The organism is Myroides odoratus, from assembly GCF_001549985.1.
Lineage (GTDB): Bacteria > Bacteroidota > Bacteroidia > Flavobacteriales > Flavobacteriaceae > Flavobacterium > Flavobacterium odoratum_A.
In genome coordinates this window covers 71928-97333 of sequence record NZ_LROZ01000007.1, presented here as the reverse complement: position 1 = coordinate 97333, position 25406 = coordinate 71928, and the positions used below count along the sequence as shown (strand labels likewise).

The window sequence follows — 25406 nt, the reverse complement described above, 5'->3', positions numbered from 1 at the left end:
AGGAAAGCTGTTGAAAATATGAGAATTGAGAAAAGGGTATTTAAAGAAAACAAACTGAGAATAGTTTTTTCAACTCCCTCGAGTTTTATATATTTGTTCTTATTTAATTTTATTCTAAATAAAAATAACGATTTTTATGATAAGAATTTCCTTAGTTCTTATACTGATAGTGCTCTCTTTTTTTTCCATTTTCGTTGGAGTAAAGGATATTTCGATTTTTGATTTGCATCAATTGTCGAAAGATGAATTGCTTGTTATAGTGGTCAGTCGTATCCCTCGAACCATTGCAGTATTGATAGCGGGTGTAGGAATGAGTATTTCCGGATTAATTGTACAACAAATCTCCTTGAATAAATTTGTCTCTCCAACAACGATGGGGACATTGGATGCCTGTAAGATGGGAATTTTATTTAGTATGATTCTCTTTCCCAATGGAGGTATTGTGTTTAAAACGGTATTGTCTTTTACCATTGCTTTAGCTGCTAGTATTGTGTTTTTGCGTTTAGCTAGTAAAATCAAAGTGCAAAATGTGATTTTTATCCCTTTAATAGGAATTGTATTCGGAAATATCCTCAGTGCAATTGCTACGTTTTTTGCATTCCGTTATAATCTCGTTCAGAATATGGATGGTTGGATGATGGGAGATTTCTCTTCTATCTTAAAAGGAAATTACGAAATTTTATACCTCGGTGTCTTGGTTGTAATTCTGTGTTACCTCTACGCCAATAAGTTTACTATTGTTGGATTAGGAGAAGACGCAGCAACAAGTTTAGGGCTAAACCCCAAACGCATCATGTATTTAGGTTTGGTATTCGTTTCTATTACTTCAACTGTAGTTGTACTGACGGCAGGAGTAATTCCTTTTTTAGGTTTGATTGTGCCCAATATTGTCAGTTTGATTTTTGGTGATAACCTCCGTAAAACGATTAGTTATACGGCTTTAGTCGGCGCTATCTTTTTGTTAGTTTGTGATTTACTTAGCCGCATGATCATTGCTCCTTATGAAGTGCCTATTGGGCTGACGGTTAGTATTGTTGGGGGAGTGGTGTTTTTATATCTAATTTTAAAAAAGACAAAACATGCCTAAAAATAAGTTAATCACGATATTACTCGTTTCGCTACTAATCAGCATTGCTATTTATATGTTCACGTTTACAGGAACAAAGCTAGATTACGTCTTGCCTCGTAGAGGATTCAAAGTATTGGCGATGTTGTTGGTGTCTTTTGCTATTGGTTATTCCTCTGTCATTTTTCAAACGATTACAGCCAACCGAATTTTAACTCCATCTATTATGGGCTTTGATTCTTTTTTCTTGCTGTTGCAGTCGGTGATTGTTTTATGGTATGGAGATCGCACGTTTCAAGTGCTGGGGTCGGAGTGGAATTTTGCTTTGTCTGTCGTTTTGATGATGGTGTTTGCCATGGTGATGTATTTCGCTGTCTTCAAGAGAGAAAGTAAGGGGTTGTATACCTTGCTTTTAGTCGGACTTTTAATCGGTACGCTATTTAAGAGTGGGGCTTCATTTATTATGTTGCTGATTGATCCCAATGAGTTCAGCATGATACAAAATGCCATGTTCGCTTCATTTGAACGCATTAATTTAAAGATTTTAGGTATCGCTGCAGTGATTTTAGTAGCAACAATGCTATATGGAATCCGTTATTTCAAACAGTTAGATGTAATTAGTTTAGGTCGTGATCACGCCATTAGCCTTGGTGTGAACTACCACAAAGTAGTACGAGCAAATTTAATCTTTATCTCTATTATGGTGGCTGTTTCCACTGCATTAGTAGGGCCTATTACATTTTTAGGTTTATTGGTTGCTAATTTAACCTATGAATTGGTGAAGAAAAACAACCACGCTTTAATCGTCTTTACCTGTTGTTTACTGACCTCCGTAACCGTTGTGGGGGCGCAGTATTTGGTAGAGCATTTGTTTAACATGACAACAACAGTAAGTATTATTATCAACTTCGTAGGAGGAGTGTATTTTATTTACTTGCTGTTAAAAAGTAATAAAGTATGATTCAAGTCAATCAAGTATCAAAATCATATGGTGAGAAACTGATTTTAAATCAGGTATGTGTAAGTTTCCCTAAAGGAAAGATTTCTTGTTTTATTGGAGGAAATGGTACGGGAAAAAGTACGTTACTATCGATTATTAGTCGCTTAGTTTCCCGAGATAAAGGAGAAATCAATTTGTTGAATAAAGAAGTATTAAGCTATACAAACGAAGATTTTGCTAAGCGTTTAGCCATCTTAAAACAAAGTAATAGCCCTAATATTCGATTGACAGTAAAAGAGTTAGTTTCATTTGGTCGTTTTCCGCATTCTAAGGGAAGACTCAAAAAAGAAGATCATCAGAAGATTGAGGAAAGTATCGCTTTTATGGGATTGAAAGATATTGAAAATCAATTTATTGATGAATTGAGTGGCGGACAGCGTCAACGTGCTTTTCTCGCTATGGTATTGGCGCAAGACACGGAGTATATTTTATTGGATGAACCGTTGAATAATTTAGACATGAAACACTCGGTCGAAATTATGAAAACCCTCCGTGAATTGGCAGATAAATACCAAAAAACCATTGTGATTGTCGTGCACGATATCAACTATGCCGCAGCATATGCCGATTATATCGCCGCAGTTAAAAACCATCAAATTCTGTATTTTGGACCCACCAACGAAGTGATTACAGAAGAAAAAATGAAGGATGTCTTTGATATCGATATGAAAATTATCGACAACGGAGACCACAAAATTTGTGTCTATTTTAAATAATTTATAAAAACATCGTTATGAGTAAATTTATGATTAGCTGCTTGGCAGCATCCGTTTTTTTATTTGTTTCTTGTAAAGAAACAAAAAATGAAGAGCAAAGTTCAGCTACTGAAACAGCAGTACTTACCGTGGATCACCTATCGGGTACTTCTGAAGTAAAAGTAAACCCTAAAAACCCTGTAGTATTGAGCTACGGTATTTTAGATACGTTTGATGAATTGGGAATCCCAGTGAAAGGAGTACCAGGTTCAAACTTACCAGCTTATTTAGAGAAATACAGCGCAGCGGAATATGATAATGTTGGGGGAATTAAAGAACCCAATGCTGAAAAAGTAAACGCAGCAGATACAGAATTAATCATTATTGCAGGTCGTACAGCCGCAATGTATGATGAGTTCAAAAAAATTGCACCAACAATCAATCTGGATGTAGATGCTAAAGATTATATGAATTCATTCAAAAACAATCAACGCATTATCGGTAAATTGTTTGGAAAAGAAGAACAAGTAGAACAAGAATTAAAAGACATCGATGCGCGTATTGCTAAAATTAAAAGCATTACAGAGAATTCAGATAAAAAAGGATTAATTGTTTTAGCGAACGAAGGTCGTATGAGTTCATACGGAAAAGGGTCTCGCTTTGGTATTATCCACGATGTTTTTGGTCTAAAACCAGCAGATGAAAACATCGAAGTTGCAACGCATGGTCAAGTGATTTCTAATGAGTTAATCAAAGAATTAAACCCAGATTATATCTTTGTGATTGACCGTGGAGCAGCCATTAAAAGAGCTACATTGAGTAAAGAAGAATTTGCAAATGCATTAGTACAACAAACGAATGCATACAAAAATGATAAAATCATTTTCTTAAACCCTGAAACATGGTATTTATCAGGTGGAGGACTAAAATCAATCAAAATGATGATTGACGAAGTAGAAAATGCTGTGACGAAATAAGTAAAGTTGTTGTTAATTTCAAACAGGTGAAAACGAGTGGGTACATACTAGTACTCGCTCGTTTTTTTTTTGCTCCTATTTTGTCTAAATGAAATGTTAAATCGTATTGTTTTTTATTTAAATTAGCAACTAAAATCAGCGAGTATTAACTTCTTTCATTGCTACTGTATCAACTTATGGACAATCAATTTTCAAACACCATTTTCAAGCGTTTATTTAAAGATGTACAAACGCTTTTAGCGATTGCGTACCTTGTTGCTGTTGCTATTGGAATGCTCTTCAATTACAAGAAGTTTATCTTATTCGATGTCAATATTTTCGATTATGCAGGTTTGTTTGATTTTTTAATTGCTCCTTTTGGCGATTTTACCATTACCTTGTTTACGCTTGGAACGATTTTACTGACGATTTTGATTTATCAATTTGATCTTTTTTGGCGTAAAAAACATCCCACTTCTTATGCGAAAATGATGTTTAATATGGATCAAACCAAATGGTATACTAGTCAAAAGTACAGTTTGGGATTACTACTCTTTGTTTTGTATATGTTTTTAGGAGCCGATCTTTATGCAAAACGCAATAAACGCGCAGTTGTACAAGAAAACCCCATTGCCATAACGTATGCAGACAATACACAAATACAAGGGATTTTAATCGGTAAAACGACAGATTACATCTTTTTGTTACAGCAAGAAGAAGTCAAAGTAATTCCCATGAATGCCCTGATTAAGGAAATCAAATTGAAATAGAAGCTAAGAGATTGAGGGGAATCTACCTAATTCTAGTGATTTTTTTAATTTTTATGCTCCAGTTGTTTTTTGCGAGATAGGTTCGCTTTATTTTTGACTGAAAATAAAGCTATGGCACATCGCATTTACCTCTACAATATAGACAGTGAAACCCATCAAGTAGTTGAAGGGAATTTAGGAGAATGGAATTATGTAATTCCTGATTTATTGTTACCCCTTTTATCGGCAAATGTACGAGCGAAAGGAAAGGCGTTGTATTTTGATAAAGAAGAAGGACTCAATCGATTGGCGAATTTCTATGATTTGTTGACCGAAACCTATCAACTACAAAATAAACAAGCATTTACGGAAGCTGTCACAGTTATGTTTGAATTTTTGTCTGATTTGCCTTATGATGCGTTTTATATGGATGCCAGTGATGTGTATACCATGAACGAAGAGAAACCAAAAGAACAGGCCAAACAATGGGTCGAAGAAATCCAACAAAAATGGGAACTTTATCAAAAGGCCATCGATACAAGCAATATAGGTGTATTAGATGATCTAATTCGCGCTTCTGGTTATACTTCTTTTCTGGAAGCTTTGGAACACGATTGGGTGCAATATGGGTTGGGGTATTGGGAAGAAAGTAGCGTAAAACAAACACGTAGTGTTGTCTTTCAGGAAGGTGATTTACAGGGATTAAAGGATAAAAATGGAAGGATTATTGCTCCTGCAATATACGATGTCATTTATGCATTTAGCGAGGCCTATGTAGCCGTAGTAGAAAAGGCAGGTAAATTTGGCTATATCAATGATCAAGGTCAACTGCTAGTGCCCCTGGAATATGAGGATGCTTTTGATGGTTATATCGTCAATCAAACCAAAGTAGGAATTGTTACTTTAAACGGCAAAATAGGATTACTGCATATTGATACCCAACAGTGGGGGATTCCACCCGACTATGAGGAAGTAGAGCAATTGTATGGTCCTTACTACAACGTTTTGCACGAAGGACAGTATCAATTACTCGATTACACTGGAAAACACATTATTGAAGAAACAAGTGCGACGGCATTTGAACTTGATTATCCCATCAAGTTTTTTGCAAAACAACCCCAAACATCAAAACGAAAATACTATACGATAACAGGGCAATATCTCGGTGCTTATCCCGAAGATGTATTGGAAGAATTGCCCTTGGGGTACTATTGGGTTAAACCGAATAAGTATCAAAAAAAGAATAGCGTAATCAATGCCACAGGAGATATCATGCTGACGGATATTGACCAACTCATGCTATTTTCAGCGTATACTTCATTTGCTTACAAAGTAGAGAAACAATGGAAGCTATTTGATTGCAAGGAACAAAAGAATGTACTCGTCGATACGGTAATCAATAAAATTCATGCCAACTATTTGTGTAATCATATGTATGATGCCTATGTCATTCAAACGGATGCAGGCTGTGGATTTTATCATACCGCATCCAACAGTTGGTTGATTGAACCACAGCAGGATAATCTAAAAATAGAACATGTAAACCAGTTGTTGCTGCAAGTGAAGCAAAAGCAGGGAATGCGTTATTATGATTATCAGACGCATACCTTAAGTGAATTGTATACGTATCTATGCGAGCCTATTGATCATCATACGCAGCGTTTGTGCTTGTTTGAAGGAACGACCATGTATTATCTGGATCTCGAAGGAAATCGCCAAGAGATTAGCAACGAACAAATGGGACAATTATACGAACAACGCTATAATTTGCGTGGTAAAGACTTAGCTTTTTTTAGCGCATTTTATGAAGCTTGGACCCAGCGAATGGGGGATCAGTATGAGGCGTATTTTGATGTGGATACGTTATATCGAAGAGGAATTGCCGCCAGAGATGAGGAAGATTGGACTTCAGCCATCAAGTATTTTTCGATTGGAGCAGAGCGCCAAGATCCGCGTATGTTGTACGAGTTAGGAGTAATCTATACCGATGAAAATACAGAGACAGCTATAGCGAAAGGAATTGCGTACTTAGAAGCAGCAGCGAAACAAGACTATGCCGATGCATGGAATACCATTGGCTATTTGTACCAAAATGGCATTGGCTATGCGTATGATTTTGAAGCGATGATTCAAGCGTATGAGAAAGCCGTTGAGTTAGGCTGTGTGTGGGCCAATAACAATTTAGGCGATTTGTATTTCTATGGACAACATGTCGTACAAGATTATGATAAGGCCTTGTCTTATTATGTATTAGCAGAAAAATATTATGGGAGTTATGCTCAAAACCTGATCGAAATACACTACCAGAGGAGTGATTTTGATCAAGTAGTAAAATACTTGAAGCGCAACAAATACCAACCGTATATTCATATTTATTATGGTATTCTATATGACCATGGGTATGGGGTCAAACAAAGCGAAAAGAAGGCAGTTGAACACTATGAGCAAGCCATTGAACATTCAAGTTATTTTTATGCCGTAGAGCGCCTATTATACTATTACAAAGCGCATCCTAAATTTCAAGATGCAACACAGTATCAACGAATTGTAGATTATGCAAGAACAAACGAAATAGAAATACCCTAAACAGAAAAAGAAAAGAGGATGCTTTTGGGCATCCTCTCCTTATAAGATGAAATAATCTTAGAACTGGCGAACCGTTTGTCTAATGGCTACTAATTTAGTCATTAAGTCTTCGAAGTAATCCAAGTGCAACATATTTGCACCGTCACTTTTTGCTTCTGCAGGGTTGAAGTGGGTTTCTAAGAAGATTCCATCTACGCCAACTGCAATTCCCGCTTTAGCTACAGTTTCAATTAAATCTGGGCGTCCCCCTGTTACACCGCTCGATTGATTGGGTTGTTGTAAAGAGTGAGTAATATCCAATACCGTTGAAGCAAATTGTTGCATAGCAGGAATTCCTCTGTAATCAACAATCATGTCTTGGTATCCAAACATGGTTCCACGATCTGTAACCATCACATTTTCATTGTGGCAATCCAATACCTTTTGTACTGCGTGTTTCATGCTCTCAGGACTCATAAATTGTCCTTTCTTCAAATTAATCACCTTACCTGTATTCGCTGCTGCAACGACTAAATCAGTCTGACGAACTAAGAAAGCAGGAATCTGTAAAATATCAACATATTCAGCGGCTAGAGCTGCATCAGAAGATTCGTGTATGTCTGTAACAGTTGGTACACCAAATTCTTTTCCCACTTTTGCTAGTATTTTTAATGCTTTTTCATCACCAATACCTGTAAAGCTATCAATTCTCGAACGATTTGCCTTTTTAAAAGACCCTTTAAATACGTAAGGAATTTGTAATTTATCCGTAACTTTTATAATGTGTTCTGCAATGCGCATGGCCATTTCTTCACTTTCAATGGCACATGGCCCAGCTAATAAAAAGAAATTATCAGCTTCTGTATTTTTTATTTGAGGTATATTTCTGATATCCATCGTGTTCTTGTATTAGAATTATTTTCGTTTTGTTTTGCCTTTTTGCTTTTTTACTTTAACCATTTCTGGCTTTTGTGCAGCGGCCTTTATTTGGTCGTAATTCTTTGTTTTTAAAAAGTAAGCAATTATAGTAGTAAAGATAATACCAAATGAGAGATTATTCATCACTCCATTTCTTAAAAATAAGTCAAAAGAAGCATTCTTCTGGGCTTCTTCCACAGTCATCTTAGCATCGTGAATCAATGCTTGCTCTAATGTTTCCATGAAATGTGGACTTACTTGATTGAAAGTAATGAATTGAACAATAGGAAAGAACAAGGTAATCATGATACACATGACTAATCCCGTTAGAAAGGCTTGTTGCCATTGCATGACATTGTCAAAATAGTCTTTCTTTTTTTGTCGAATTCCCAACCAGTAAAAAATAAAGAGTAAAAAACTAAACAGCATCTCGTGTAGTACCTCAAAACGCACCTTTTCAGTGTGGAATCCCATCGACTTTCCTATAAACATCCAAATTAGTGCAGCCAAGGTTGCCAAAGCAGCCCATTTGAATTCAATAGAGAATTTTTTCATTGTATTAGCTTAAAATATAATACTTCAAAAGTAAAGTTTTTATTTTATAGCTTAAAATATATTTTTTTCTAATTTTTTTTCTTAGATTTAATAGGAAGTATGGAAAAATAAAAAAAAATAACCACTATTTTGTAAATTAATATAGTGAAAAAAACAATTAGTTATGAAAACGCTTATTTTAATTCGACACGCAAAATCGTGTTGGGAGGCTATTACGGAAGATAAGAATAGACCTATCTCAAAAGATCGTGGAGTGCAAGATGCGCTTTTAGTTTCTCAGGCAATTGCTTCACTGTTACCAGATCGTTTTATTGTTTGGACAAGTACGGCTCAACGGGCAAAACAAACAGCCGCTCTTTTTTGTCAAAACTTAGATATCAATCCATCTTATGTCATTGAAAAAGAAGATATTTATACTTTCGACGTCAAGAAACTGGCCCGAACGATAAAAAAATGTGAAAATACACACAATGCGCTGATTATTTTCGGACATAATGATGCTATCACGGATTTTGTTAATAAATTTGGTATGGTTTCGATTGATAATGTGCCAACATCTGGAGTGGTTGTGATGGACTTCCCCCAAGATGATTGGAAAGAAATTAAAAACGGAACTGTAATAAGTAAAGTTTTTCCTAGAGATTTAAAATAAGCAATGAATACAACTACTGTAACACCTAAATATTATTATGTTGATCGTGAGAAAAGCTGGTTGGCTTTTAACGAAAGAGTTTTACAAGAAGCTGGAGATATCACAGTCCCTTTACTTGAACGCTTGCGTTTCATTGGGATTTTCTCTAATAATTTAGATGAGTTTTTCAGGGTGCGTTATGCCACGATTCGCCGTATGGTTTTAACGGGCGAAAGCAATCGTCGCCTGGGAAGTGGAGTAGTGGTCAAAGATTTGTTGACACAAATCACCAATCGCGTAATCGTCTTGCAAAGTGAGAGCTTGCGTATCCTTGCGGAAATTGAAAAACAATTAGAAGCAGAGAAAATTTTTATACTTAATGAAAATACAATCAATGACAAGCAAAAAGCCTTTGTCAAAGATTATTTCTTACATACACTCTCGCATGATTTAGTTACGGTCATCTTGAGTGATTTGGCTCCGTTTCCCTTGTTGAGAGATACACATGGGTACTTAGCTGTAAAATTAGAGGTAGATGAAGCCTTGCGTAGCAAGAGAAGTAAAGCAAATAAACGCGAAAAAGGAACGCGTTATGCTATTATTGAAATTCCCAATATCGTCAATCGATTTGTTGAATTACCCTCAGAAGACGATAAAAAATACATCATTCTAATTGACGATATTATTCGAGATAATCTAGCGTCCATCTTTGGAATTTTCGATTATAAAGCAGAAAAAGCGTTTATGATTAAAATTACGCGTGATGCAGAGTTGGGAGTAGATACGGACTTGCATAAGTCTTTCGTCGAAAAAATCTCTAGCGGTGTGAGAGACCGAAAAGAAGGTGAAATTGTTCGTTTCGTATACGATCAAGAAATGGATCAAGATTTGTTAGATTATTTGCTTGAAAATGTGGAGATTGAAATGAATGATAGTATCATCCCTGGAGGACGATACCACAACCGACGTGATTACATGAGTTTTCCAACCATGGGAAGATCCGATTTAACGTATCCCAAACAAATACCTGCAGCCGTGCGCGATTTGGATATGGAAGATAGTATCATTCAGCAATTGCAAAAGAAAGATTACTTGATTTATACGCCTTATCAGTCTTTTTCGTATCTGGTTCGACTCTTGCGTGAAGCAGCGTTGGATCCACAAGTATTGTCGATTAAGATTACGTTATATCGCTTGGCTAAGAACTCTCAGATTATTAGTTCTTTAATCAACGCGGTGAAAAACGGAAAAAAGGTTATTGCTCAAATTGAATTACAAGCGCGTTTTGATGAGGCTAGTAATATCTATTATTCTGAATTGATGCAATCGGAAGGGGTACAACTAATTTTTGGGGTAAAAGGACTCAAAGTACACAGTAAAATTTGTGTAATTGAGCGATTAGAAAATAAAAAAATTAAGCGATACGGTTTTATTTCTACAGGAAACTTCAATGAAAGTTCAGCAAAAATATATACGGATGTTACCTTGCTGACCTCGCATAATCAGATTATGAAAGATGTGTCTAAGGTATTTGAATTTTTGCAGGTAAATTACCGTGTACACAAGTATAAGCATTTATTAGTATCCCCTCATTATACTCGATCGGGATTCTATAAATTAATTGATCGAGAGATTCGCAATGCAAAGAATGGATTACCTGCTTACATCCGATTAAAAATGAATAGTTTGTCGGATTTGAGAATGGTAGATCGCTTGTATGAAGCGAGTAATGTAGGAGTAAAAGTACAATTGAATATTCGCGGAATTTGCTGTTTAGTACCTGGTATTCCTGGGATGAGTGAAAACATTGAAGCTATTAGTGTAGTGGATCGTTTCTTAGAGCATTCGCGTATTTATATTTTTGGAAATAACAACAACCCTGAAGTTTACATCTCGTCTGCAGATTTTATGACACGAAATTTAGATGAACGCGTGGAAGTAACTTGTCCTATTTACGATGATCGAATCAAGCAAGAATTGATTGAAACGTTTGAAATTGGATGGAAAGGAAACGTAAAAACGCGTATTCAATCGGGGGATTTATCCAACAAATACAGAGATAAAAATGGAGAAGCAGACTTCCAATCTCAAAAAGAAATGTACCGTTATTACAAAGACAAACTAAAAGGATAATTCATGTTGAAGATAAAGAAATATGCAGCAATCGACATCGGTTCTAATGCGATGCGTTTGTTAATCATGAATATTGTAGAGACCAAAGGACAAGATCCTGTTTTTAATAAGAGTTCACTGATTCGCGTTCCTATTCGATTGGGACAAGATGTATTTACACAAGGTGAAATTAGCAGTGAATCCAAGCAACGCATGATAGAAGCCATGCAAGCATTTTATCTCTTGATGCGTGTGAATAAAGTCGAGCGTTTTATGGCTTGTGCGACTAGTGCCATGCGAGAGGCAGATAATGGACAAGAAGTGGCAGAAGCTGTATTTGAAGCATCTAAGATTAAAATTAATATTATCGATGGCGAAAAAGAAGCGATGATTATTGCTTCAACTGATTTGAAAAACTACATTAATCAAACGAAGAATGTGATGTTTGTCGATGTAGGTGGGGGGAGTTCTGAATTTACCATTTTTAAAGAAGGAGTGCCATTGGCTTCTAAATCATTTCGCAATGGTACCGTTCGCTTATTAAACGATATGGTGTCTAAAAGTGTGTGGAATGATATCCAACAGTGGGTCAGAGAAGAAACCAAAGATCTTCATGATTTGATTGTCATCGGTTCAGGAGGAAATATCAATAAAGCCTTTAAAATGTCTGGGAAAAGCCAGGATAAACCCTTGTCATATAGTTATTTGAATCAGCAATTGACCAAATTGACAGAAATGACATATGACGAGCGTATTGCGATATTGGGATTAAATCCCGACCGTGCAGATGTAATCATTCCTGCGTTGCGCATTTATACGTTTGCCATGAAATCAAGTGGAGCAAAACAGATATACGTACCAAAAATTGGAGTTTCCGATGGAATCGTAAAAGCCATTTACTTTGGTAAAATTCCATTGGAATATCAAACGATCACGTATTAAGTACTCGATTGAAGTGCTTTTTTTAAAAAAGCTTAAAAATAAAAATGACGCAAAGTGTTCTTTAGAAGCTTTGTGTCATTTTTATTTTTACTATAATAGTACTTTTACTTCAAGAGGCATTGTAGCTTTCGGTTTATAGTTATACAAAGATTTAAACATCAAAGCGTTGATTAAACAATTTTTGCATATAATCTTGAAGGATCAGCGCATGGGTATGTTCCGTGTCTCGTGCAGCATACAAAAACGTAATAACAGGATAATCCTCCCATTTTTCAAGGTATGTTGGAATCAACTCATTGTGTTTGAGTTCCTGTAAATATTGGTAAGTAAAGGTTGGCCAATTTTCAACGATATGACCATAGGCTTTTCGAATTTCAGTAGTAGGGGTGATGTCCTTGGCCCATTCCTCAATTGCTGCATTTGCTTTGGAAATACCCCGTGGCCATAAACGATCAACCAAGACGCGATAACCATCAGATGCTGAAGGTTCTTCATAAATACGTTTAATTTTTAGCTGCGGTATCATATTGAAAATTAATTTACTTGCACGTTAGATTTTATCTTCTAAGGTACGATTATTCTTTGTGAAGTTTGTTTTTTGTGTGGTTTGTTTTGGTAGAACAAATGTCTATTCTGCCTATGTCATGCTGACGAAGGAAGCATCGCATCGGTCATTCACTCGTCTTTGCTCATTGTTCACCTAGGATTAGGAATGTAATAAATCTTATCGAATTACTATTTTGTTTGGGTATTCGATGAATCTTTACTGCGTTTCGATTTTCACTTTGTTTTGATTTTTTCTTTGTTGGGGACAAGCGGTTGTAGGGTGTACAGTTTGACTCATCACTCATCACTCATAACCCATTTAAAACTTCTCAATCGCCCCTAAGCCAAACAAGGCAAAATCGTATTTCACAGGATCAATAGGATCCAATTCACGCAAAGCCGTATCCAATTCCAAAAGTGCTTTGGCGTCGTTCTGTGTACGTTTTAGTATTCCCAGTTTACGCGCCATATTCCCTGAATGCACATCCAAAGGACAAGATAATTCACTAGGGGATACGCCTTTCCATAAACCAAAATCAACGCCTGCATTGTCTTGGCGCACCATCCACCTCAGGTACATATTAATGCGTTTTGCTGCCGACCCTTTGAGTGGATCCGAAATGTGTTTTTGTGTACGTGTTTGGTGTTGAATTTCAAAAAATAAAGTTTTAAATCGTGAAATTCGCTCCTGTAAAGGAAAGGAAGAATCGCTAAATACTTCTTCTAAACCACCATGATGGCGATAGATATGTTGTAAAGCCTGAATAAAAGTAGCGAAGTCTGTGCTGTTAAATGTACGGTGAACAAACCCAGCTAAAGCATCTAGATGATCTTCGTTGTGATTCATGATGAAATCATAGGGTGAATTGCCCATGAGGTCCATCATTTTATGCGCATTTTTGATGATCATTTTGCGATTACCCCAAGCGATGGTTGCACTTAAGAAACCAGCAATTTCAATATCTTCTTTTTGCGTATATAAATGAGGAATTTGTACAGGATCATCAACAATAAAAGAAGGGTTGTTGTACAACAGTACTTTTTCGTCTAAAAATTCTTTGAGTTCAGCTTTATTCATCAGACAAAGGTAGGAATTAAACCCAAAGGAAATCGTTGTTTTAAAGCGAATTCAAAAAAGCCAATAAATCCTCTCTTTCTTTTGTAGACAACTGTTTAAATTTATCTTTCGCGCGTTGTGCCTCTCCGCCGTGCCATAAAATAGCTTCTGTTAGATTTGCTGCTCGACCATCATGCAAGAACTGGGTATGCCCGTTGACTAAGTACTGAAAACCAATGCCCCAAAGTGGTCTTGTTTTCCATTCGCGCCCGTTGGCTAAAAAGTCTGGACGATTATCAGCTAAACCTTCTCCCATATCGTGCAATAACAAATCGGTATACGGGTAAATGGTTTGGTAGGCTAAGGCTTTGATTGGACTAGGGCCTGTTTTTTGTTTAGGGACATGGCATTTTGCACAATCAATTTCTTCAAAAATACGCGCACCATTTCTTACATTTTGATTGTCATGAAATCGAGAAGCTGGGACAGCCAAGGTTTGGGTATAAAAAGTTACCGCATTGACAAGGGCATTGGAAACTTCTATTCCAGCGTTCAATCCATCATCACCATTGGTTTGCCCATATCCCGTTTCATAAGGAAATACATAGTTGGTAATTCCCATGTCATTGTTGAAAGCAGCTGCACATTGCTCTAGGAGAGAGGCAGTATTGGCTTTCCATCCAAAGCGACCTAATTTTGTTTGTTTGGAAATTACATCGTAAACATAATTGGCTTTTCCGTAAATGCCATCTTGATTGGCATCGTTTGCATCAATTTGAGCCAGAATATCTTCTTCAGGAATGGCTTCGAGTAAACCCAAGCCAAATACGGGGGAACCAATACGAGGAGACAACAAGATATTGGCAGGAATAGGGATATACGATTCGACCAAACTATATTGTGGTTTGCGCAAAGTTATTTTCGTTCCATCAGCCAATTCTTCTACGATAGTGGAATAAGTAACCTGAAATTGTGCTTCAGGTTCAACACCAAATACGGCTTGATTTTGTATTTGTAATCCAAAACCCGGAACAGGAACGGGGCCTCCATGTTCTGTACTACCAGGTAGACTCACGCGCATGAAAAAACCACTTCTTGCGTTGAGGTTGGTAGGAAAGGGAGCCCTACCATCTTTGGGGTGACAAGAGATACAAGAAGAATTATTAAAAATCGGACCTAAACCACCATTTACTTTATTAGGAGGAGTCACATAAACAGATTCAAAAGTCAAGTCACCAGTTAGATGCAAAGCTAGATCAGCGGCTGATAAATTAGGAGCGGGAGTGCCATACGCATTACTTGTGTTGATAAAAACAGTAGTGTCTCCACCAGCTAATTGACGATCCAACAAAGAAGGAAGTTCTTCATAAGGCGTCGCATCGTCACTAGAACAAGAGATAAAAAAAGAAGAAATAAGAAGTACGTGAAGGAGTGAAAAATATTTCATTGTAAGAGGAAATCAGTAGGGTGTAGTACCGAAAAAGAATACACTGTTTAAGGTGTATTCTTTTTATTGGTTGGGTTAGTAAGATGAATTAAAGACTATTGATATAAGGTTTCAATTTAGACTCTAATAAAGTAGATAAATCATTCACAATGTTTTGCGCCTTGATTACCTCTGGTCTATGGCTGTAAATAGCTTCTGTAAATGTTCCAGGAATTGCTTCAATAGCTGTAATCGCTGCGGTGATTGCTGTTTTGATTTCTGTATCTAAAGCTTTGTTATCTCCGGCAACAATTTCGGATAATCCTTTAACCGATTTATTGTATTTGCCTAAATAGATGTTTTCAATACTTCTCATATTATCTGCGAAGTCTCTTTTAGAATTGTTGCTAAAACGAGACTCTTCTTTTTCTGGATAGGGAGTACTTCCTTCTGAGTTTAATGGATCTTCAATTTTACCCGTTCCTACTTCATCGGCAATGGTAATTAATCCATCGACAATTTCTTCTAATGCTGCGGCTTTTGAAGGGTATTTTGTCGAATTTATTCCCGCTGTATTGAATACGGCCGCATAATTTCCACCATCAACTTTCCATTGATCATACAGTAATTGGGTGTTTTGTTGTAAGTCTTCCGCAGCAGCTTTCAAGTATTCTTTTTGTCTAGCCGTAATATCGGCAGCTTTTTTCGAACCTGTTTCTCCCCATAATAAGAATTCAATCAAGTGAAAACCACGTGCTTCATTATTCGAACTAATTAAAGAAGCAGTAATCGCTTGGTTACTTCTCAAGATGTTGTTCATCGCTTCCACATCCACAGGCCAAGTGTCCATCGCAGGGTCAATTCCCTCTGTATCAACAGGACCATATAAGAACCCTTCTGATTGCTCCCAAGGTTTTCTAGTTTCAATCCACGCTTGTTTAGCTAATTCTAAATTTGCATCCGTAGAGCTAGTTGTAAAGTTGTTAATCGCCTTTCTCAAAGCATTGGCCTTGTCATTTAGATCGCGATAGGTTTCTGTCACAACACTTCCCGTTAAATCTGAAATTACAGTTGCGTATAAATCATCTTTTTTGGTATCTGTAGATGAGTCATCGTTGTTACTACAGTTCATCATCATGAAAGAAGTAGCAACTAATCCTAAAGCTAAAAATTTGTTTCTCATTATTTTATACTATTTATTTTTTATAATTAAAAGGTAAATCCAATTCCTGCAGAGAAGGTATTCTCTTTCTGTTTGTTTCCTGTATTTAAAGAAGTCACCGGATCAAAGTGATCTGAGCCTAGTCGTCTTGTTGCGTAATGCGCCTTAATTACGATTTGTGGATGAACAAACCAGTTGATCCCGCTAGTCCAAACACTTCTTTCCCAACGCGGTTTTCGAACCACGGCACCTTCGGTTTCATGCATCGTATCATAGTATTCGTAACGCACAAAAGGATAGAGTTTTTGTGCAGTTGTTTTGTTGAAAAAATGGAGTACTTCATATCCAATATCTCCAGAAAAACCAATCATGTTTTTTCCTACAGGTGTGCGTTTTACCCCTAAATTATTGGAGAGATTTGCATTTTTTCGACTGACAATATTGGAGTTTTCTACATTTCCATATAAGAAGACAGAGCTAAATTTTAAGTAATGCTCGTCATAGCTAACGTGAGCTTCTAAGATGCTGACATAGGCAGAAACATCCATGTCTCTTTTAGGTCTATTGGCTGCTGCATCGTTGATATAGGCAGAAACTCCTGCAAAAGTGTTTTTATTTGTACCAAATTTATAATCGAGTCTAGCAGAGTAGGCCAAGCTGTTACCAACGGCCATTTCAAATCGGGTTTGATGCCCTCTTTTTATCCAGTTTCTTGAGCTAAAACCTGTAGCATCTAATCCATTGGTGATGGAAACTTCATAGCTGAATCGATTTTTTAAGAAACTACCATAGAATTGAAGTCCGTTCTCATACCATCCCAGAGGAAGCATTTCATTTTCCATTTCTTGGCGATGCGTGGTGAAATACTGTGTTGGACGATCGAGATTTTGAGCCAAACTTAGGTGTAGTTTCATGCGTCCAACGCGAACATTGAAATAAGGACGAATTTTAAAATCAATGTGAATCTGCTCTAATTTTACTTCTCCTCCAGATTCGATTTCTTTCTCATATTCACCAAATTCCTCCTGTGTATCTAGTTCTATGGTAGAACCCGTTCCACCGTGTTCATATTCGATTTCAGTTTTTAAGCTAATCCAATCATTGAAGCGATAGCCTAAATATAAATTTAATCGTTCAGCATCAAATTTGTTCTTGATGTTTGGATCAGTGTCATAACGCCCATAGTTATAATAATTAACCGCACCATAGCCACTTAGTGTAAAGTTGTTTAAGCTGACTAATTTTTTCTTGTCCTCTTTGAGCTCTTCGAGGATTTCCTTTTTTAATTCTTCTTTGAGTTGTTGAAGTGGAATAGCGTCTTTGTCTTGAGCTTGGGCTTGCGTCAGGCAACAATGTAAGGCCAAACAAACCAGTAATCTTGTTTTCATAAAGTGGTTATGAGGTGAATAAATTCAGTAAATTTTGATGCAAATATATATTTATTTAGATTTATTAAAAATAAAATATAAGATTTTTTTAACTTTGTTTTTAAATTTCATAAGAGGCTTTTGTGATATAAAAATTGTTTTTATGGCTAATTTTTGATATTATTTATAATTATTTAAGAAATAAATTTATTATATATAAAAAATGAGGTTTTATTTTTTGAATTTGATTTAAAATTTGTGCTAAAAAATAGAGCTAAAAGAGATGGAATAGGCCTAAAAAGGACTTGATTCGTCCTTTTGAAGTAAAATTTTAACTTATTTGTTTTTATTTGGTCTAAATAAATATATATTTGCCTTCGAAATTAAGATATCCTTCACGGGGTATTGGCTTATAGTTAACAAATAAGTGCAGCAATACTTCCTTGTCCTTGTTTCATAAAAAATAGCGGATTTGAGTTTTTTCTTTAGATGATAGAAGAGAGGTAATGAAGTGAAAGTGAAACAGGTACTATTGGATCGTATAGAATTGAAAATATAACCCCAAAATAAAAATGAAAAATTTATATGTACTCTGTGCTTTTGTATTGACCCAATTGTGCGTAGGTCAAACATTTAATGAAGCTTTAAAAAAGGCAACTACGGAAGATAAAACCATTTTACTAGTCTTTGCTGGATCAGATTGGTGTGCCCCTTGTATTAAATTAGAAAAAGAAATTTTTCAATCTGCACTTTTTGAAGCAGAGAAGAAGAATTGGGTGTTATACAAGGCTGATTTTTTAAAGAAATCAAAGCTACCCGCTGAGGTTAAGAAAGAGAATGGGCAGTTGGCCGATCAGTATAACCAAGAGGGCTACTTTCCTTTGGTTGTTGTGTTGAATTCTACGGGAAAAGTACTGGGAAAATTGAGTTATTCAAAAGATACACCTGCGGCCTATATTAAAAAATTGCACGCATTCATCCAATAAAATTAAAACGGTTTACCATCCACTTTTCTTCATTCCCTTTACTATGTCTTCTATTTTTAGTCGAGCGTTTTTCCTTATGGGATGTAATTTCGATCTGACTATAGTCGCTGATCAGTTAGAAGCAGCTGATGCTCTAATTGATAAGGCTATAGCCGAAATGAAACGCATAGAGTGTCTACTTTCTGAGTGGATGCCTGAAACCCCTGTTTCCATTGTCAATGCTCATGCTGGTATACAGCCTGTTTATGTTCCTGAAGAGCTGTTGGAATTAACGGCCCGTGCGTTGAATTTTTCCAAGCTTACTACTGGTGCTTTTGATATTACAATGGCAGGGTTGAATCAGATTTGGAGGTATGATGGTACCATGAAAAAGGTGCCTTCTACTGCGGAATTAAAAGCGGCTATTCAGCATGTGGGCTATGGAAATATCCAATTGGATCGGGAGAATCAAACGCTTTTTTTAACACAAAAAAAGATGAAAATAGGGTTTGGTTCCATTGGAAAAGCCTATGCAGCGGATTGTGCAAAAGTCTTTTTAATGCAGCAAGGCGTGCAGGCAGGAATCGTTAATGCCTCAGGGGATATGGCGGCTTGGGGAACTCAACCCGATGGAAAACCTTGGTCGGTTGGCATTGTAAATCCCTTAAATAAAGCAAAGGTTTTCGCTACGTTTCCTTTAGAAAATGGCGCTGTCGTCACTTCGGGGACATATGAAAAATACGCTCTCATCGGCGATAAAAAGTACTCGCATATTATTGATCCTCGTACAGGAATGCCCACAACAGAAATAGCAAGTGTTACTGTTTTTGCTCCTAAAGCGGAACTGGCTAACGGAATCTCAACATCTATTGCCGTAATGGGAATTGAAACGGGCTTGCACTTCATCAACCAAATTCCCAGTGCCAGTTGTGTTATCGTTGATCATAAAGCCAATCTATTCACCTCAAATAACATTAAAACCAATACGATTTAACAATGAGAAAACTATTTTACATGGGATGTTTGATCTTGCTTCTCCCGTCCTGTCAGACGGTCAAAGAATACGAGAAGCAATACATCAATGATCCTGATATGGTATTAAGCGCACATACGTGTGAGCGCTATGAAACGAATTTTCAGGTATACAGAGAAGGAGCCTCGGGTGCTAATGGAGGTAAAACGGGTGGTGGTTGTGGATGTAATTAAATAATAAACAATGAAAAAACGACTCATTACTTTAATGTCTTTAACCTGTGTTTCAGGATTGCTATCTGCACAAGAACACAACACAACCCCGCCCAGCTATAAAAAGAAAGTCTTGGAAACAACAGAGCTCGACTTTTTAGGTAGTTATTATGATCAAAAAGGAAAGCATTCGGCTGTAAATGGCGGAATGGGGACTGAAGAGCTGGATAATTACGCTGGAAATATGATTTTATCTATTCCCGTGCGTTTGGATGGAGTACTGTCTTTTGATGTGGGATTTTCAGCTTATACTTCAGCGTCTTCAAGTAATATTAACCCCTTTATGAGTAGACAGATTACTCAAGTAAATGCTACGGGGGCTTCTACAGGTGCTACTTCAGTTGAAAGTACTAAAACACTACAATATGGTAGCCCTTGGTATGCCTCTACAGGGCCTTCTCGCAAAGATGTATTGTACAATTTAGGAGCGAATTACAGCCATAGTTCGGATGATCGAAATACCATTTTTACGGTTCATGCTGCTGTTGCAAGAGAGTTTGATTATGAATCCATTGGTGTGGGAGTGGGGGTTACAAAGCTATTCAATGAAAAGAATACAGAAGTAGGGATAAAAGCCAATGCTTATTTTGATACGTGGAAGCCATTTTATCCTACTGAATTAGATGAATATCATACCTATGGAACCAACTTCCAAAATGCAGGTTATTTTGCTAATGTGGAAATCTATGACCAAAATGGAAATGTATCTACTAAATATTTACCTGATCGATTTGTCGCTTTTGATGATTATAAACGCAATTCCTATGCGGTTTCATTATTCGCTACACAAATCGTAACAGAAAAAATGCAATTCGCTGTATTTGCTGATGTTTTATATCAAAAGGGATTGCTATCCACGCCTTATCACCGCATCTATTTTGCAGATAAACCCGCTTATTATATAGGTACACCAAATTATATTCCACTGTATAATTCTCCGCAAAACACAGAAGTATATCGCTTAGCAGATGATATTGAACGCCTCCCAGATACCCGTTTTAAATTACCGATTGGTATGCGTTTGAATTATTACATCAACAATTGGTTAACCCTACGCAGTTATTACCGTTTTTATACGGATGACTGGGAACTGCGATCGCATACCATTAGTTTAGAATTGCCAGTAAAAATATCGGAACGCATTACGCTATTTCCTCTGTATCGTTTCTATACGCAAAGTAAAACTAAATATTTTGCTCCCTTTGGTCAACATACTACCAAGCAAAAATATTATACCTCTGATTACGATTTATCTGCCTTTGATAGTCATCAGTATGGAGGTGGTTTGGTTTACAACAACCCTTTTAGCAAAGCAGCGATTGGAGGTTTTGCCTTGAAAAATTTTGAAATCAGGTACAACTACTATGATAGAAACGATGGGCTAAGTGCGAATATCGTAAGCGTTGGATTAAAATTTGTACAATAAATTTAGAAGAGATGAAAAGAGCAGGAAGTTTAGCTATCGCGGCCCTATTCCTTTTTTTACTAGGATGTAATAAAAATGACGATTCCTCAGATATGCCTAAAGAAGATCTTATAGGAATTTGGAGATTGAGAGAAAGAATAGAAAATGATCGTTTGATTACGTTGGGAATTTGTGATCTCAAAGAAGTTTATGTATTCGGAACGCATCAATACTCCCATGAAACCTATAGTCAAGAACGTGTGAAATACAAGGCTTTAGGAGTGTCAAGTACAAACTCAAGAAGTAGTCTTTTTGGGAGTGATGATGATTATTATACTGAAATTGACAATACCATCAACTGCAAATCGAATGGAGTGGTTCTGGGAACGTGGACGAAAATTGGAGGTGATACGTATCAATTGAAAGGGACAAATACCACAGAAAATAAAACGGTTGAGGTGTTTTTTAGTGCAGATAAAAAAACCTTTTATCTCGAGCAAGAAACCCATGTAGGAGGTAAAACGTATAGCAGTTATGGGGTCTATAAGAAACAATAAAATAATCCAATAATCTCAAGAGCATTAAAGGAATTGAAAGGTTTGATGCCAAAATGATAGTAGAAGTGCTATGAAGCACGCATAATTATAATTATTTTAAACACACACACTATGAGTTTTAAAAAAGCAGGACTATTGAATGTCCTAATGTTACTGTTTATTATGGTAACTAGTTGTAGTAAAGGAGATGATAACACAGTAGATCCGGATACTACTCCCACAGCAAAATTACCTACTTTGAGGTTAACGGCTAGTCCGAAGGACGCTTTTGTAAATGAGGATATCACTTTTAAAGTGGTTGATGAAAATGGAAATGTCGTAACAGATGCGAAGCTTTTCGTCAATGAACAAGCATTAAATGCTACTACTTTTTCGTCAAAAACAGCAGCTAATTTTAAAGTTTATGCCCAAAAAGCAGGGTTTAAAACGAGTAATACGGTCGAGATTCGCTTCTTAGACAAGGAGGATGTTGATGCAGTGGTAACTGGAAAGTGGAAGTTTATTCCATCCACAGTGGAAACTATTTTTGAATTCAAAAAAGACATGAATTTTACGTATAAACAAGGAAGTGTAGAAAAAACAGGAACCTATACAGTAAAGGGAAATAGAGTACAATTGACCTTGGTTGAGGGAAATGCTCAAGACGATGACTATGGGGTAATTACTATTGCGAACTATACTGCTAATTTACTAGATGTGGAACTGATTATCAAAGATGGTTTTAAAAATGGTAAAATAGGACAATTGGAGCGTGTAGTAGAGGTGGATCCAGGAACTGGTGGTGGAGACGATGATGACGATGATGACAATCATGTGAATATCAACCTACAAATGTTCTATGGCGAATGGAGAGGGTATGAAGATAATAACACAGAATATGTGATCAAAATGAAGTTCAAATCGGACAAGATGGAGGCGGAAGCTAAGAATATGGGGAAATACAACCCGGTATTGTACCTTGTAGATGAAATGCGTTATTATAGTTTGTATAATTCAAGTACCTTGCTTCTTGAGGATAAGCACAGAACAATGAAGTATTACTTTAAAGTATCGAGCTATACCAATAGAGAAATTGTAGGAACTTTATACTTAGATAGCATGATTTCAAGTAATGGTATCAAATTGACATTGCAAAAGAAATAAACGGCTTTGTACGTGGATATAAAAAAGGGTAACTCATTTGAGTTACCCTTTTTGTATTTTGTATCATCAAGGCTATGAATGACTAGTCATCAAACCATCGGTCATGATGAGTTTTCGGTCGGCCATATCCGCTAATTCCTCATTGTGCGTTACAATAACAAAGGTTTGACCAAATTCTTCTCTCAATTGGAAGAAGAGTTTATGTAAATTCTCTGCGGTTTTAGTATCTAAATTACCCGATGGCTCATCAGCGAAGATTACCTTGGGCTTATTAATCAAGGCTCTAGCAACGGCAACACGTTGTTGTTCTCCTCCGGATAGTTCTGAAGGAAAATGGTGTGATCGATGCGATACACCTAAATAGTCCAATAATTTTTTGGCTTCTTGTTCCGTTTCTTTTTTCTCTCTTCCTGCAATAAATGCTGGAATACATACGTTTTCCAAGGCATTAAACTCCGGAAGTAGTTGATGAAATTGAAAGATGAACCCCAAGTTTAAATTTCGGAAAGTAGAAATTTCTTTGTCTTTCAGTTGTAAAACATCTGTATTATTGATGACAAGAGAACTATTGGGTTGAATAGTAGGTTTATCCAATGTCCCTAAAATTTGAAGTAAGGTCGTTTTCCCAGCACCAGATGCACCCACAATAGAGATGATTTCTCGCTCTTTGATGTGGATATCAACTCCTTTTAAAACTTCTAACTGGTCATAGGATTTTCTAATATTCGTCGCTCGTATCATAATACTGTCTTTGATCGATTACAAAATAACAATGTTTTACTTCAATTAAAAATTAAAAAAGGAAAAATATTTCAAATGATTATTGACTTCCAATGATAATTAATAACTTAGACCTAATAAAAAGAAGTAGTAAAGCATAAAATAGATGAAAAAAGCAATAGTAGCAGGGGGATGTTTCTGGTGTACAGAAGCGGTATTTAAAAGTTTAAAAGGTGTAATCGACGCAGTTCCAGGGTATATTGGAGGAACAAAAGTGAATCCTACCTATGAGGAAGTTTGCACTGGAGAAACAGGACATGCAGAAGCCATTGAGATTACCTATAACGAACATGAGATTAGTTATACCGAATTGTTGGAAATCTTTTTTGCAACACATAATCCGACGACCTTAAATCGACAAGGAGAGGATGTGGGGACGCAATACAGAAGTGAGATTTTTTATGTGGATGAAGGACAAAAACAAGCGGCTTTAGAATATATTGGAATTTTAAATGACGAAAAGGTTTTTGATCAGCCTATTGTTACACAGGTGAGTCCGGCTTCTACTTTTTATGTGGCTGAAGACTATCACAAAAACTACTTTGAGCGCAAAGGAACAGAAAATCCATATTGTCAGATGGTTGTAAAACCGAAAGTTGAAAAATTTAAAAAGAATTACGCTTCTAAATTAAAATAAACTAATTTATGCAAGAGCAACAAACACAATCAAATTCACTGAAAACAAGACAGTTGATTATCGGACTATTCCTTGATTTACTCGGGATGGCAAGCTATTTGATTCCTGGTTTAGGAGAATTTAGCGATGTGATTTGGGCCCCGATTTCTGCTTTTATTTTAGCAAAAATGTACCCTGGTAAAGTGGGGAAAGTAGGAGCATTGGTCAATTTTGTTGAAGAATTATCCCCAGGATTGGATATCATTCCGACCTTTACCTTAACTTGGGTGTATACCTATTATTTTCAGAAGAAAAGTTTCTAATAAATATTGTTTTTTATTTTGTTAAAATCATAAATTTTTCTTAACTTTAAAGTGCTTCCAACACAAAGCTTGGAGGTGGAAAAGCATTGATTAACTATAAACCATATTTTTTATGAGAAACTTATTTGTGATTATTTGTAGCGTTTTTCTACTCGTTAGTTGTAAAGAAACAAAAAACAGTAGAGCGTTGGGGGATGAGAATGCAGGAAAGACTTTAATAGGTTGGTATTACTATAATTTAGGAGAAGAAAAGTATGACGATTTGAAACAATATCTCGACGAAGATTTCTTTAAAACAACGACAGAAGCGGAGTTTTACGGTAAATTAAAGCAGAGACAAGTGGAACTTGGTCATATCATTAAAGCTGTTTTTAAAGAAGGTGATATGACGGAGGAAAACAAAAAAGAAAAAATTAAAGAATTCGAATTTGAATATGATGTTCAATACGAAAAAAAAGCAGCAGTTGAAAAATTCCATTTGATCAAAAGAGGGGATGAATTCAAAATTGCTAAGATTGATTTCTAGAATTAGCACAACATAATATAACACACGAGTTGGTGTAAAAAGAGAAGTTTGGAATAAACTTCTCTTTTTTTGTTTGGGATAAGGACATTAAATATTCCA

General features: G+C 36.3%; 26 protein-coding genes. 18 read left to right on the top strand and 8 right to left on the bottom strand.

What is annotated here, in order from left to right; genetic code table 11:
- Positions 1–136: 136 nt before the first annotated feature.
- From AWV75_RS09575 to AWV75_RS09550, 6 genes are all read left to right on the top strand, one after another.
- Entirely contained in the window at positions 137–1087 is a 951-nt protein-coding gene (locus tag AWV75_RS09575) for an ABC transporter permease (protein ID WP_060874142.1), read from the top strand.
- Positions 1080–2027 carry an iron chelate uptake ABC transporter family permease subunit gene (locus tag AWV75_RS09570; protein ID WP_060874141.1) on the top strand — a complete coding sequence of 316 codons (948 nt, stop codon included), beginning with the start codon at positions 1080–1082 and terminating at the stop codon, positions 2025–2027. The genes AWV75_RS09575 and AWV75_RS09570 overlap by 8 nt, the downstream gene beginning before the upstream one ends.
- Positions 2024–2782 (top strand): iron ABC transporter ATP-binding protein, encoded by a 759-nt coding sequence (locus tag AWV75_RS09565; protein ID WP_002985279.1) that lies wholly within the window; start codon positions 2024–2026, stop codon positions 2780–2782. Before AWV75_RS09570 ends, AWV75_RS09565 begins: the two co-directional genes overlap by 4 nt.
- 17 nt (positions 2783–2799) lie before the next feature.
- The gene (locus tag AWV75_RS09560; protein ID WP_060874140.1) at positions 2800–3738 is read left to right on the top strand and encodes a siderophore ABC transporter substrate-binding protein; all 939 of its coding nucleotides are present in this window, start codon (positions 2800–2802) and stop codon (positions 3736–3738) included.
- A gap of 176 nt (positions 3739–3914) precedes the next feature.
- On the top strand, positions 3915–4487 hold the full coding sequence (locus tag AWV75_RS09555) for a hypothetical protein (protein ID WP_060874139.1): 573 nt from the start codon (positions 3915–3917) through the stop codon (positions 4485–4487).
- 111 nt (positions 4488–4598) lie between these two features.
- Complete coding sequence (locus AWV75_RS09550) at positions 4599–7052, top strand: SEL1-like repeat protein (protein ID WP_060874138.1); 2454 nt, start codon at positions 4599–4601, stop codon at positions 7050–7052.
- Positions 7053–7109: 57 nt separating this feature from the next.
- Here AWV75_RS09550 and kdsA read toward each other — a convergent pair whose 3' ends face one another.
- Together kdsA and AWV75_RS09540 are read right to left on the bottom strand one after the other, a co-directional pair.
- Positions 7110–7928 carry a 3-deoxy-8-phosphooctulonate synthase gene (gene kdsA, locus AWV75_RS09545; protein ID WP_060874137.1) on the bottom strand — a complete coding sequence of 273 codons (819 nt, stop codon included), beginning with the start codon at positions 7926–7928 and terminating at the stop codon, positions 7110–7112.
- 18 nt (positions 7929–7946) lie between these two features.
- Positions 7947–8504: a DUF4199 domain-containing protein gene (locus AWV75_RS09540; RefSeq protein WP_060874136.1), complete on the bottom strand. Its 558-nt coding sequence runs from the start codon at positions 8502–8504 to the stop codon at positions 7947–7949.
- Positions 8505–8667: 163 nt separating this feature from the next.
- On the opposite strand from AWV75_RS09540, the gene AWV75_RS09535 reads away from it, so the two are divergent.
- The 3 genes from AWV75_RS09535 to AWV75_RS09525 are packed head-to-tail and all read left to right on the top strand — an operon-like array spanning position 8668 to position 12189.
- Positions 8668–9156: a SixA phosphatase family protein gene (locus AWV75_RS09535; protein WP_060874135.1), complete on the top strand. Its 489-nt coding sequence runs from the start codon at positions 8668–8670 to the stop codon at positions 9154–9156.
- Between the two features lie 3 nt (positions 9157–9159).
- The gene (ppk1, locus tag AWV75_RS09530; protein WP_060874134.1) at positions 9160–11268 is read left to right on the top strand and encodes a polyphosphate kinase 1; all 2109 of its coding nucleotides are present in this window, start codon (positions 9160–9162) and stop codon (positions 11266–11268) included.
- 3 nt (positions 11269–11271) lie between these two features.
- Complete coding sequence (locus tag AWV75_RS09525; protein ID WP_060874133.1) at positions 11272–12189, top strand: Ppx/GppA phosphatase family protein; 918 nt, start codon at positions 11272–11274, stop codon at positions 12187–12189.
- Positions 12190–12340: 151 nt separating this feature from the next.
- On the opposite strand, the gene AWV75_RS09520 is transcribed toward AWV75_RS09525, so the two are convergent.
- The 5 genes from AWV75_RS09520 to AWV75_RS09500 all read right to left on the bottom strand — a co-directional run bounded on the left by AWV75_RS09520 (position 12341) and on the right by AWV75_RS09500 (position 17768).
- A complete protein-coding gene (locus AWV75_RS09520; RefSeq protein WP_060874132.1) occupies positions 12341–12715 on the bottom strand; it encodes a DUF488 domain-containing protein in 375 nt (124 codons plus the stop codon).
- 339 nt (positions 12716–13054) lie between these two features.
- On the bottom strand, positions 13055–13813 hold the full coding sequence (locus AWV75_RS09515; protein WP_060874131.1) for a TIGR02757 family protein: 759 nt from the start codon (positions 13811–13813) through the stop codon (positions 13055–13057).
- A gap of 40 nt (positions 13814–13853) precedes the next feature.
- Positions 13854–15239: a di-heme oxidoreductase family protein gene (locus AWV75_RS09510; RefSeq protein WP_060874130.1), complete on the bottom strand. Its 1386-nt coding sequence runs from the start codon at positions 15237–15239 to the stop codon at positions 13854–13856.
- Between the two features lie 88 nt (positions 15240–15327).
- The gene (locus tag AWV75_RS09505) at positions 15328–16401 is read right to left on the bottom strand and encodes an imelysin family protein (protein ID WP_060874129.1); all 1074 of its coding nucleotides are present in this window, start codon (positions 16399–16401) and stop codon (positions 15328–15330) included.
- A gap of 26 nt (positions 16402–16427) precedes the next feature.
- Complete coding sequence (locus AWV75_RS09500) at positions 16428–17768, bottom strand: hypothetical protein (RefSeq protein ID WP_060874128.1); 1341 nt, start codon at positions 17766–17768, stop codon at positions 16428–16430.
- Positions 17769–18319: 551 nt separating this feature from the next.
- Here AWV75_RS09500 and AWV75_RS09495 point away from each other — a divergent pair.
- From AWV75_RS09495 to AWV75_RS09470, 6 genes are all read left to right on the top strand, one after another.
- Positions 18320–18733, top strand: coding sequence for a thioredoxin family protein (locus AWV75_RS09495; protein WP_060874127.1), 414 nt, complete (start codon positions 18320–18322; stop codon positions 18731–18733).
- A 43-nt stretch (positions 18734–18776) separates the two neighbouring features.
- The gene (locus tag AWV75_RS09490) at positions 18777–19706 is read left to right on the top strand and encodes an FAD:protein FMN transferase (protein WP_060874126.1); all 930 of its coding nucleotides are present in this window, start codon (positions 18777–18779) and stop codon (positions 19704–19706) included.
- Between the two features lie 2 nt (positions 19707–19708).
- Positions 19709–19918, top strand: a complete 210-nt coding sequence (locus AWV75_RS09485) for a DUF4266 domain-containing protein (protein WP_231738081.1) — start codon at positions 19709–19711, stop codon at positions 19916–19918.
- Between the two features lie 10 nt (positions 19919–19928).
- Entirely contained in the window at positions 19929–21383 is a 1455-nt protein-coding gene (locus tag AWV75_RS09480; RefSeq protein ID WP_060874124.1) for a DUF3570 domain-containing protein, read from the top strand.
- An 11-nt stretch (positions 21384–21394) separates the two neighbouring features.
- Positions 21395–21919, top strand: a complete 525-nt coding sequence (locus AWV75_RS09475) for a hypothetical protein (RefSeq protein WP_060874123.1) — start codon at positions 21395–21397, stop codon at positions 21917–21919.
- A 111-nt stretch (positions 21920–22030) separates the two neighbouring features.
- Positions 22031–23062, top strand: a complete 1032-nt coding sequence (locus AWV75_RS09470; protein WP_060874122.1) for a hypothetical protein — start codon at positions 22031–22033, stop codon at positions 23060–23062.
- Between the two features lie 72 nt (positions 23063–23134).
- Here AWV75_RS09470 and AWV75_RS09465 read toward each other — a convergent pair whose 3' ends face one another.
- Positions 23135–23803: an ABC transporter ATP-binding protein gene (locus tag AWV75_RS09465; RefSeq protein ID WP_060874121.1), complete on the bottom strand. Its 669-nt coding sequence runs from the start codon at positions 23801–23803 to the stop codon at positions 23135–23137.
- A 145-nt stretch (positions 23804–23948) separates the two neighbouring features.
- On the opposite strand from AWV75_RS09465, the gene msrA reads away from it, so the two are divergent.
- The 3 genes from msrA (at position 23949) to AWV75_RS09450 (ending at position 25307) form a co-directional block, all read left to right on the top strand.
- Positions 23949–24479: a peptide-methionine (S)-S-oxide reductase MsrA gene (msrA, locus tag AWV75_RS09460; RefSeq protein ID WP_060874120.1), complete on the top strand. Its 531-nt coding sequence runs from the start codon at positions 23949–23951 to the stop codon at positions 24477–24479.
- A gap of 8 nt (positions 24480–24487) precedes the next feature.
- The gene (locus AWV75_RS09455; protein ID WP_060874119.1) at positions 24488–24781 is read left to right on the top strand and encodes a hypothetical protein; all 294 of its coding nucleotides are present in this window, start codon (positions 24488–24490) and stop codon (positions 24779–24781) included.
- Between the two features lie 112 nt (positions 24782–24893).
- Entirely contained in the window at positions 24894–25307 is a 414-nt protein-coding gene (locus AWV75_RS09450; protein ID WP_060874118.1) for a hypothetical protein, read from the top strand.
- The last annotated feature ends 99 nt before the right edge of the window (positions 25308–25406 follow it).

Coding starts and splice junctions, on each gene's coding strand:
- AWV75_RS09550 (WP_060874138.1), top strand. CDS start 4,599: ATGGCACATCGCATTTACCTCTACAATATAGACAGTGAAACCCATCAA.
- AWV75_RS09470 (WP_060874122.1), top strand. CDS start 22,031: ATGAGTTTTAAAAAAGCAGGACTATTGAATGTCCTAATGTTACTGTTT.
- AWV75_RS09500 (WP_060874128.1), bottom strand. CDS start 17,768: ATGAAAACAAGATTACTGGTTTGTTTGGCCTTACATTGTTGCCTGACG.
- AWV75_RS09495 (WP_060874127.1), top strand. CDS start 18,320: ATGAAAAATTTATATGTACTCTGTGCTTTTGTATTGACCCAATTGTGC.
- AWV75_RS09555 (WP_060874139.1), top strand. CDS start 3,915: ATGGACAATCAATTTTCAAACACCATTTTCAAGCGTTTATTTAAAGAT.
- AWV75_RS09450 (WP_060874118.1), top strand. CDS start 24,894: ATGAGAAACTTATTTGTGATTATTTGTAGCGTTTTTCTACTCGTTAGT.
- ppk1 (WP_060874134.1), top strand. CDS start 9,160: ATGAATACAACTACTGTAACACCTAAATATTATTATGTTGATCGTGAG.
- AWV75_RS09535 (WP_060874135.1), top strand. CDS start 8,668: ATGAAAACGCTTATTTTAATTCGACACGCAAAATCGTGTTGGGAGGCT.
- AWV75_RS09490 (WP_060874126.1), top strand. CDS start 18,777: ATGTCTTCTATTTTTAGTCGAGCGTTTTTCCTTATGGGATGTAATTTC.
- msrA (WP_060874120.1), top strand. CDS start 23,949: ATGAAAAAAGCAATAGTAGCAGGGGGATGTTTCTGGTGTACAGAAGCG.
- AWV75_RS09475 (WP_060874123.1), top strand. CDS start 21,395: ATGAAAAGAGCAGGAAGTTTAGCTATCGCGGCCCTATTCCTTTTTTTA.
- AWV75_RS09570 (WP_060874141.1), top strand. CDS start 1,080: ATGCCTAAAAATAAGTTAATCACGATATTACTCGTTTCGCTACTAATC.
- kdsA (WP_060874137.1), bottom strand. CDS start 7,928: ATGGATATCAGAAATATACCTCAAATAAAAAATACAGAAGCTGATAAT.
- AWV75_RS09565 (WP_002985279.1), top strand. CDS start 2,024: ATGATTCAAGTCAATCAAGTATCAAAATCATATGGTGAGAAACTGATT.
- AWV75_RS09505 (WP_060874129.1), bottom strand. CDS start 16,401: ATGAGAAACAAATTTTTAGCTTTAGGATTAGTTGCTACTTCTTTCATG.
- AWV75_RS09485 (WP_231738081.1), top strand. CDS start 19,709: ATGAGAAAACTATTTTACATGGGATGTTTGATCTTGCTTCTCCCGTCC.
- AWV75_RS09560 (WP_060874140.1), top strand. CDS start 2,800: ATGAGTAAATTTATGATTAGCTGCTTGGCAGCATCCGTTTTTTTATTT.
- AWV75_RS09540 (WP_060874136.1), bottom strand. CDS start 8,504: ATGAAAAAATTCTCTATTGAATTCAAATGGGCTGCTTTGGCAACCTTG.
- AWV75_RS09465 (WP_060874121.1), bottom strand. CDS start 23,803: ATGATACGAGCGACGAATATTAGAAAATCCTATGACCAGTTAGAAGTT.
- AWV75_RS09575 (WP_060874142.1), top strand. CDS start 137: ATGATAAGAATTTCCTTAGTTCTTATACTGATAGTGCTCTCTTTTTTT.
- AWV75_RS09480 (WP_060874124.1), top strand. CDS start 19,929: ATGAAAAAACGACTCATTACTTTAATGTCTTTAACCTGTGTTTCAGGA.
- AWV75_RS09510 (WP_060874130.1), bottom strand. CDS start 15,239: ATGAAATATTTTTCACTCCTTCACGTACTTCTTATTTCTTCTTTTTTT.
- AWV75_RS09525 (WP_060874133.1), top strand. CDS start 11,272: ATGTTGAAGATAAAGAAATATGCAGCAATCGACATCGGTTCTAATGCG.
- AWV75_RS09515 (WP_060874131.1), bottom strand. CDS start 13,813: ATGAATAAAGCTGAACTCAAAGAATTTTTAGACGAAAAAGTACTGTTG.
- AWV75_RS09520 (WP_060874132.1), bottom strand. CDS start 12,715: ATGATACCGCAGCTAAAAATTAAACGTATTTATGAAGAACCTTCAGCA.
- AWV75_RS09455 (WP_060874119.1), top strand. CDS start 24,488: ATGCAAGAGCAACAAACACAATCAAATTCACTGAAAACAAGACAGTTG.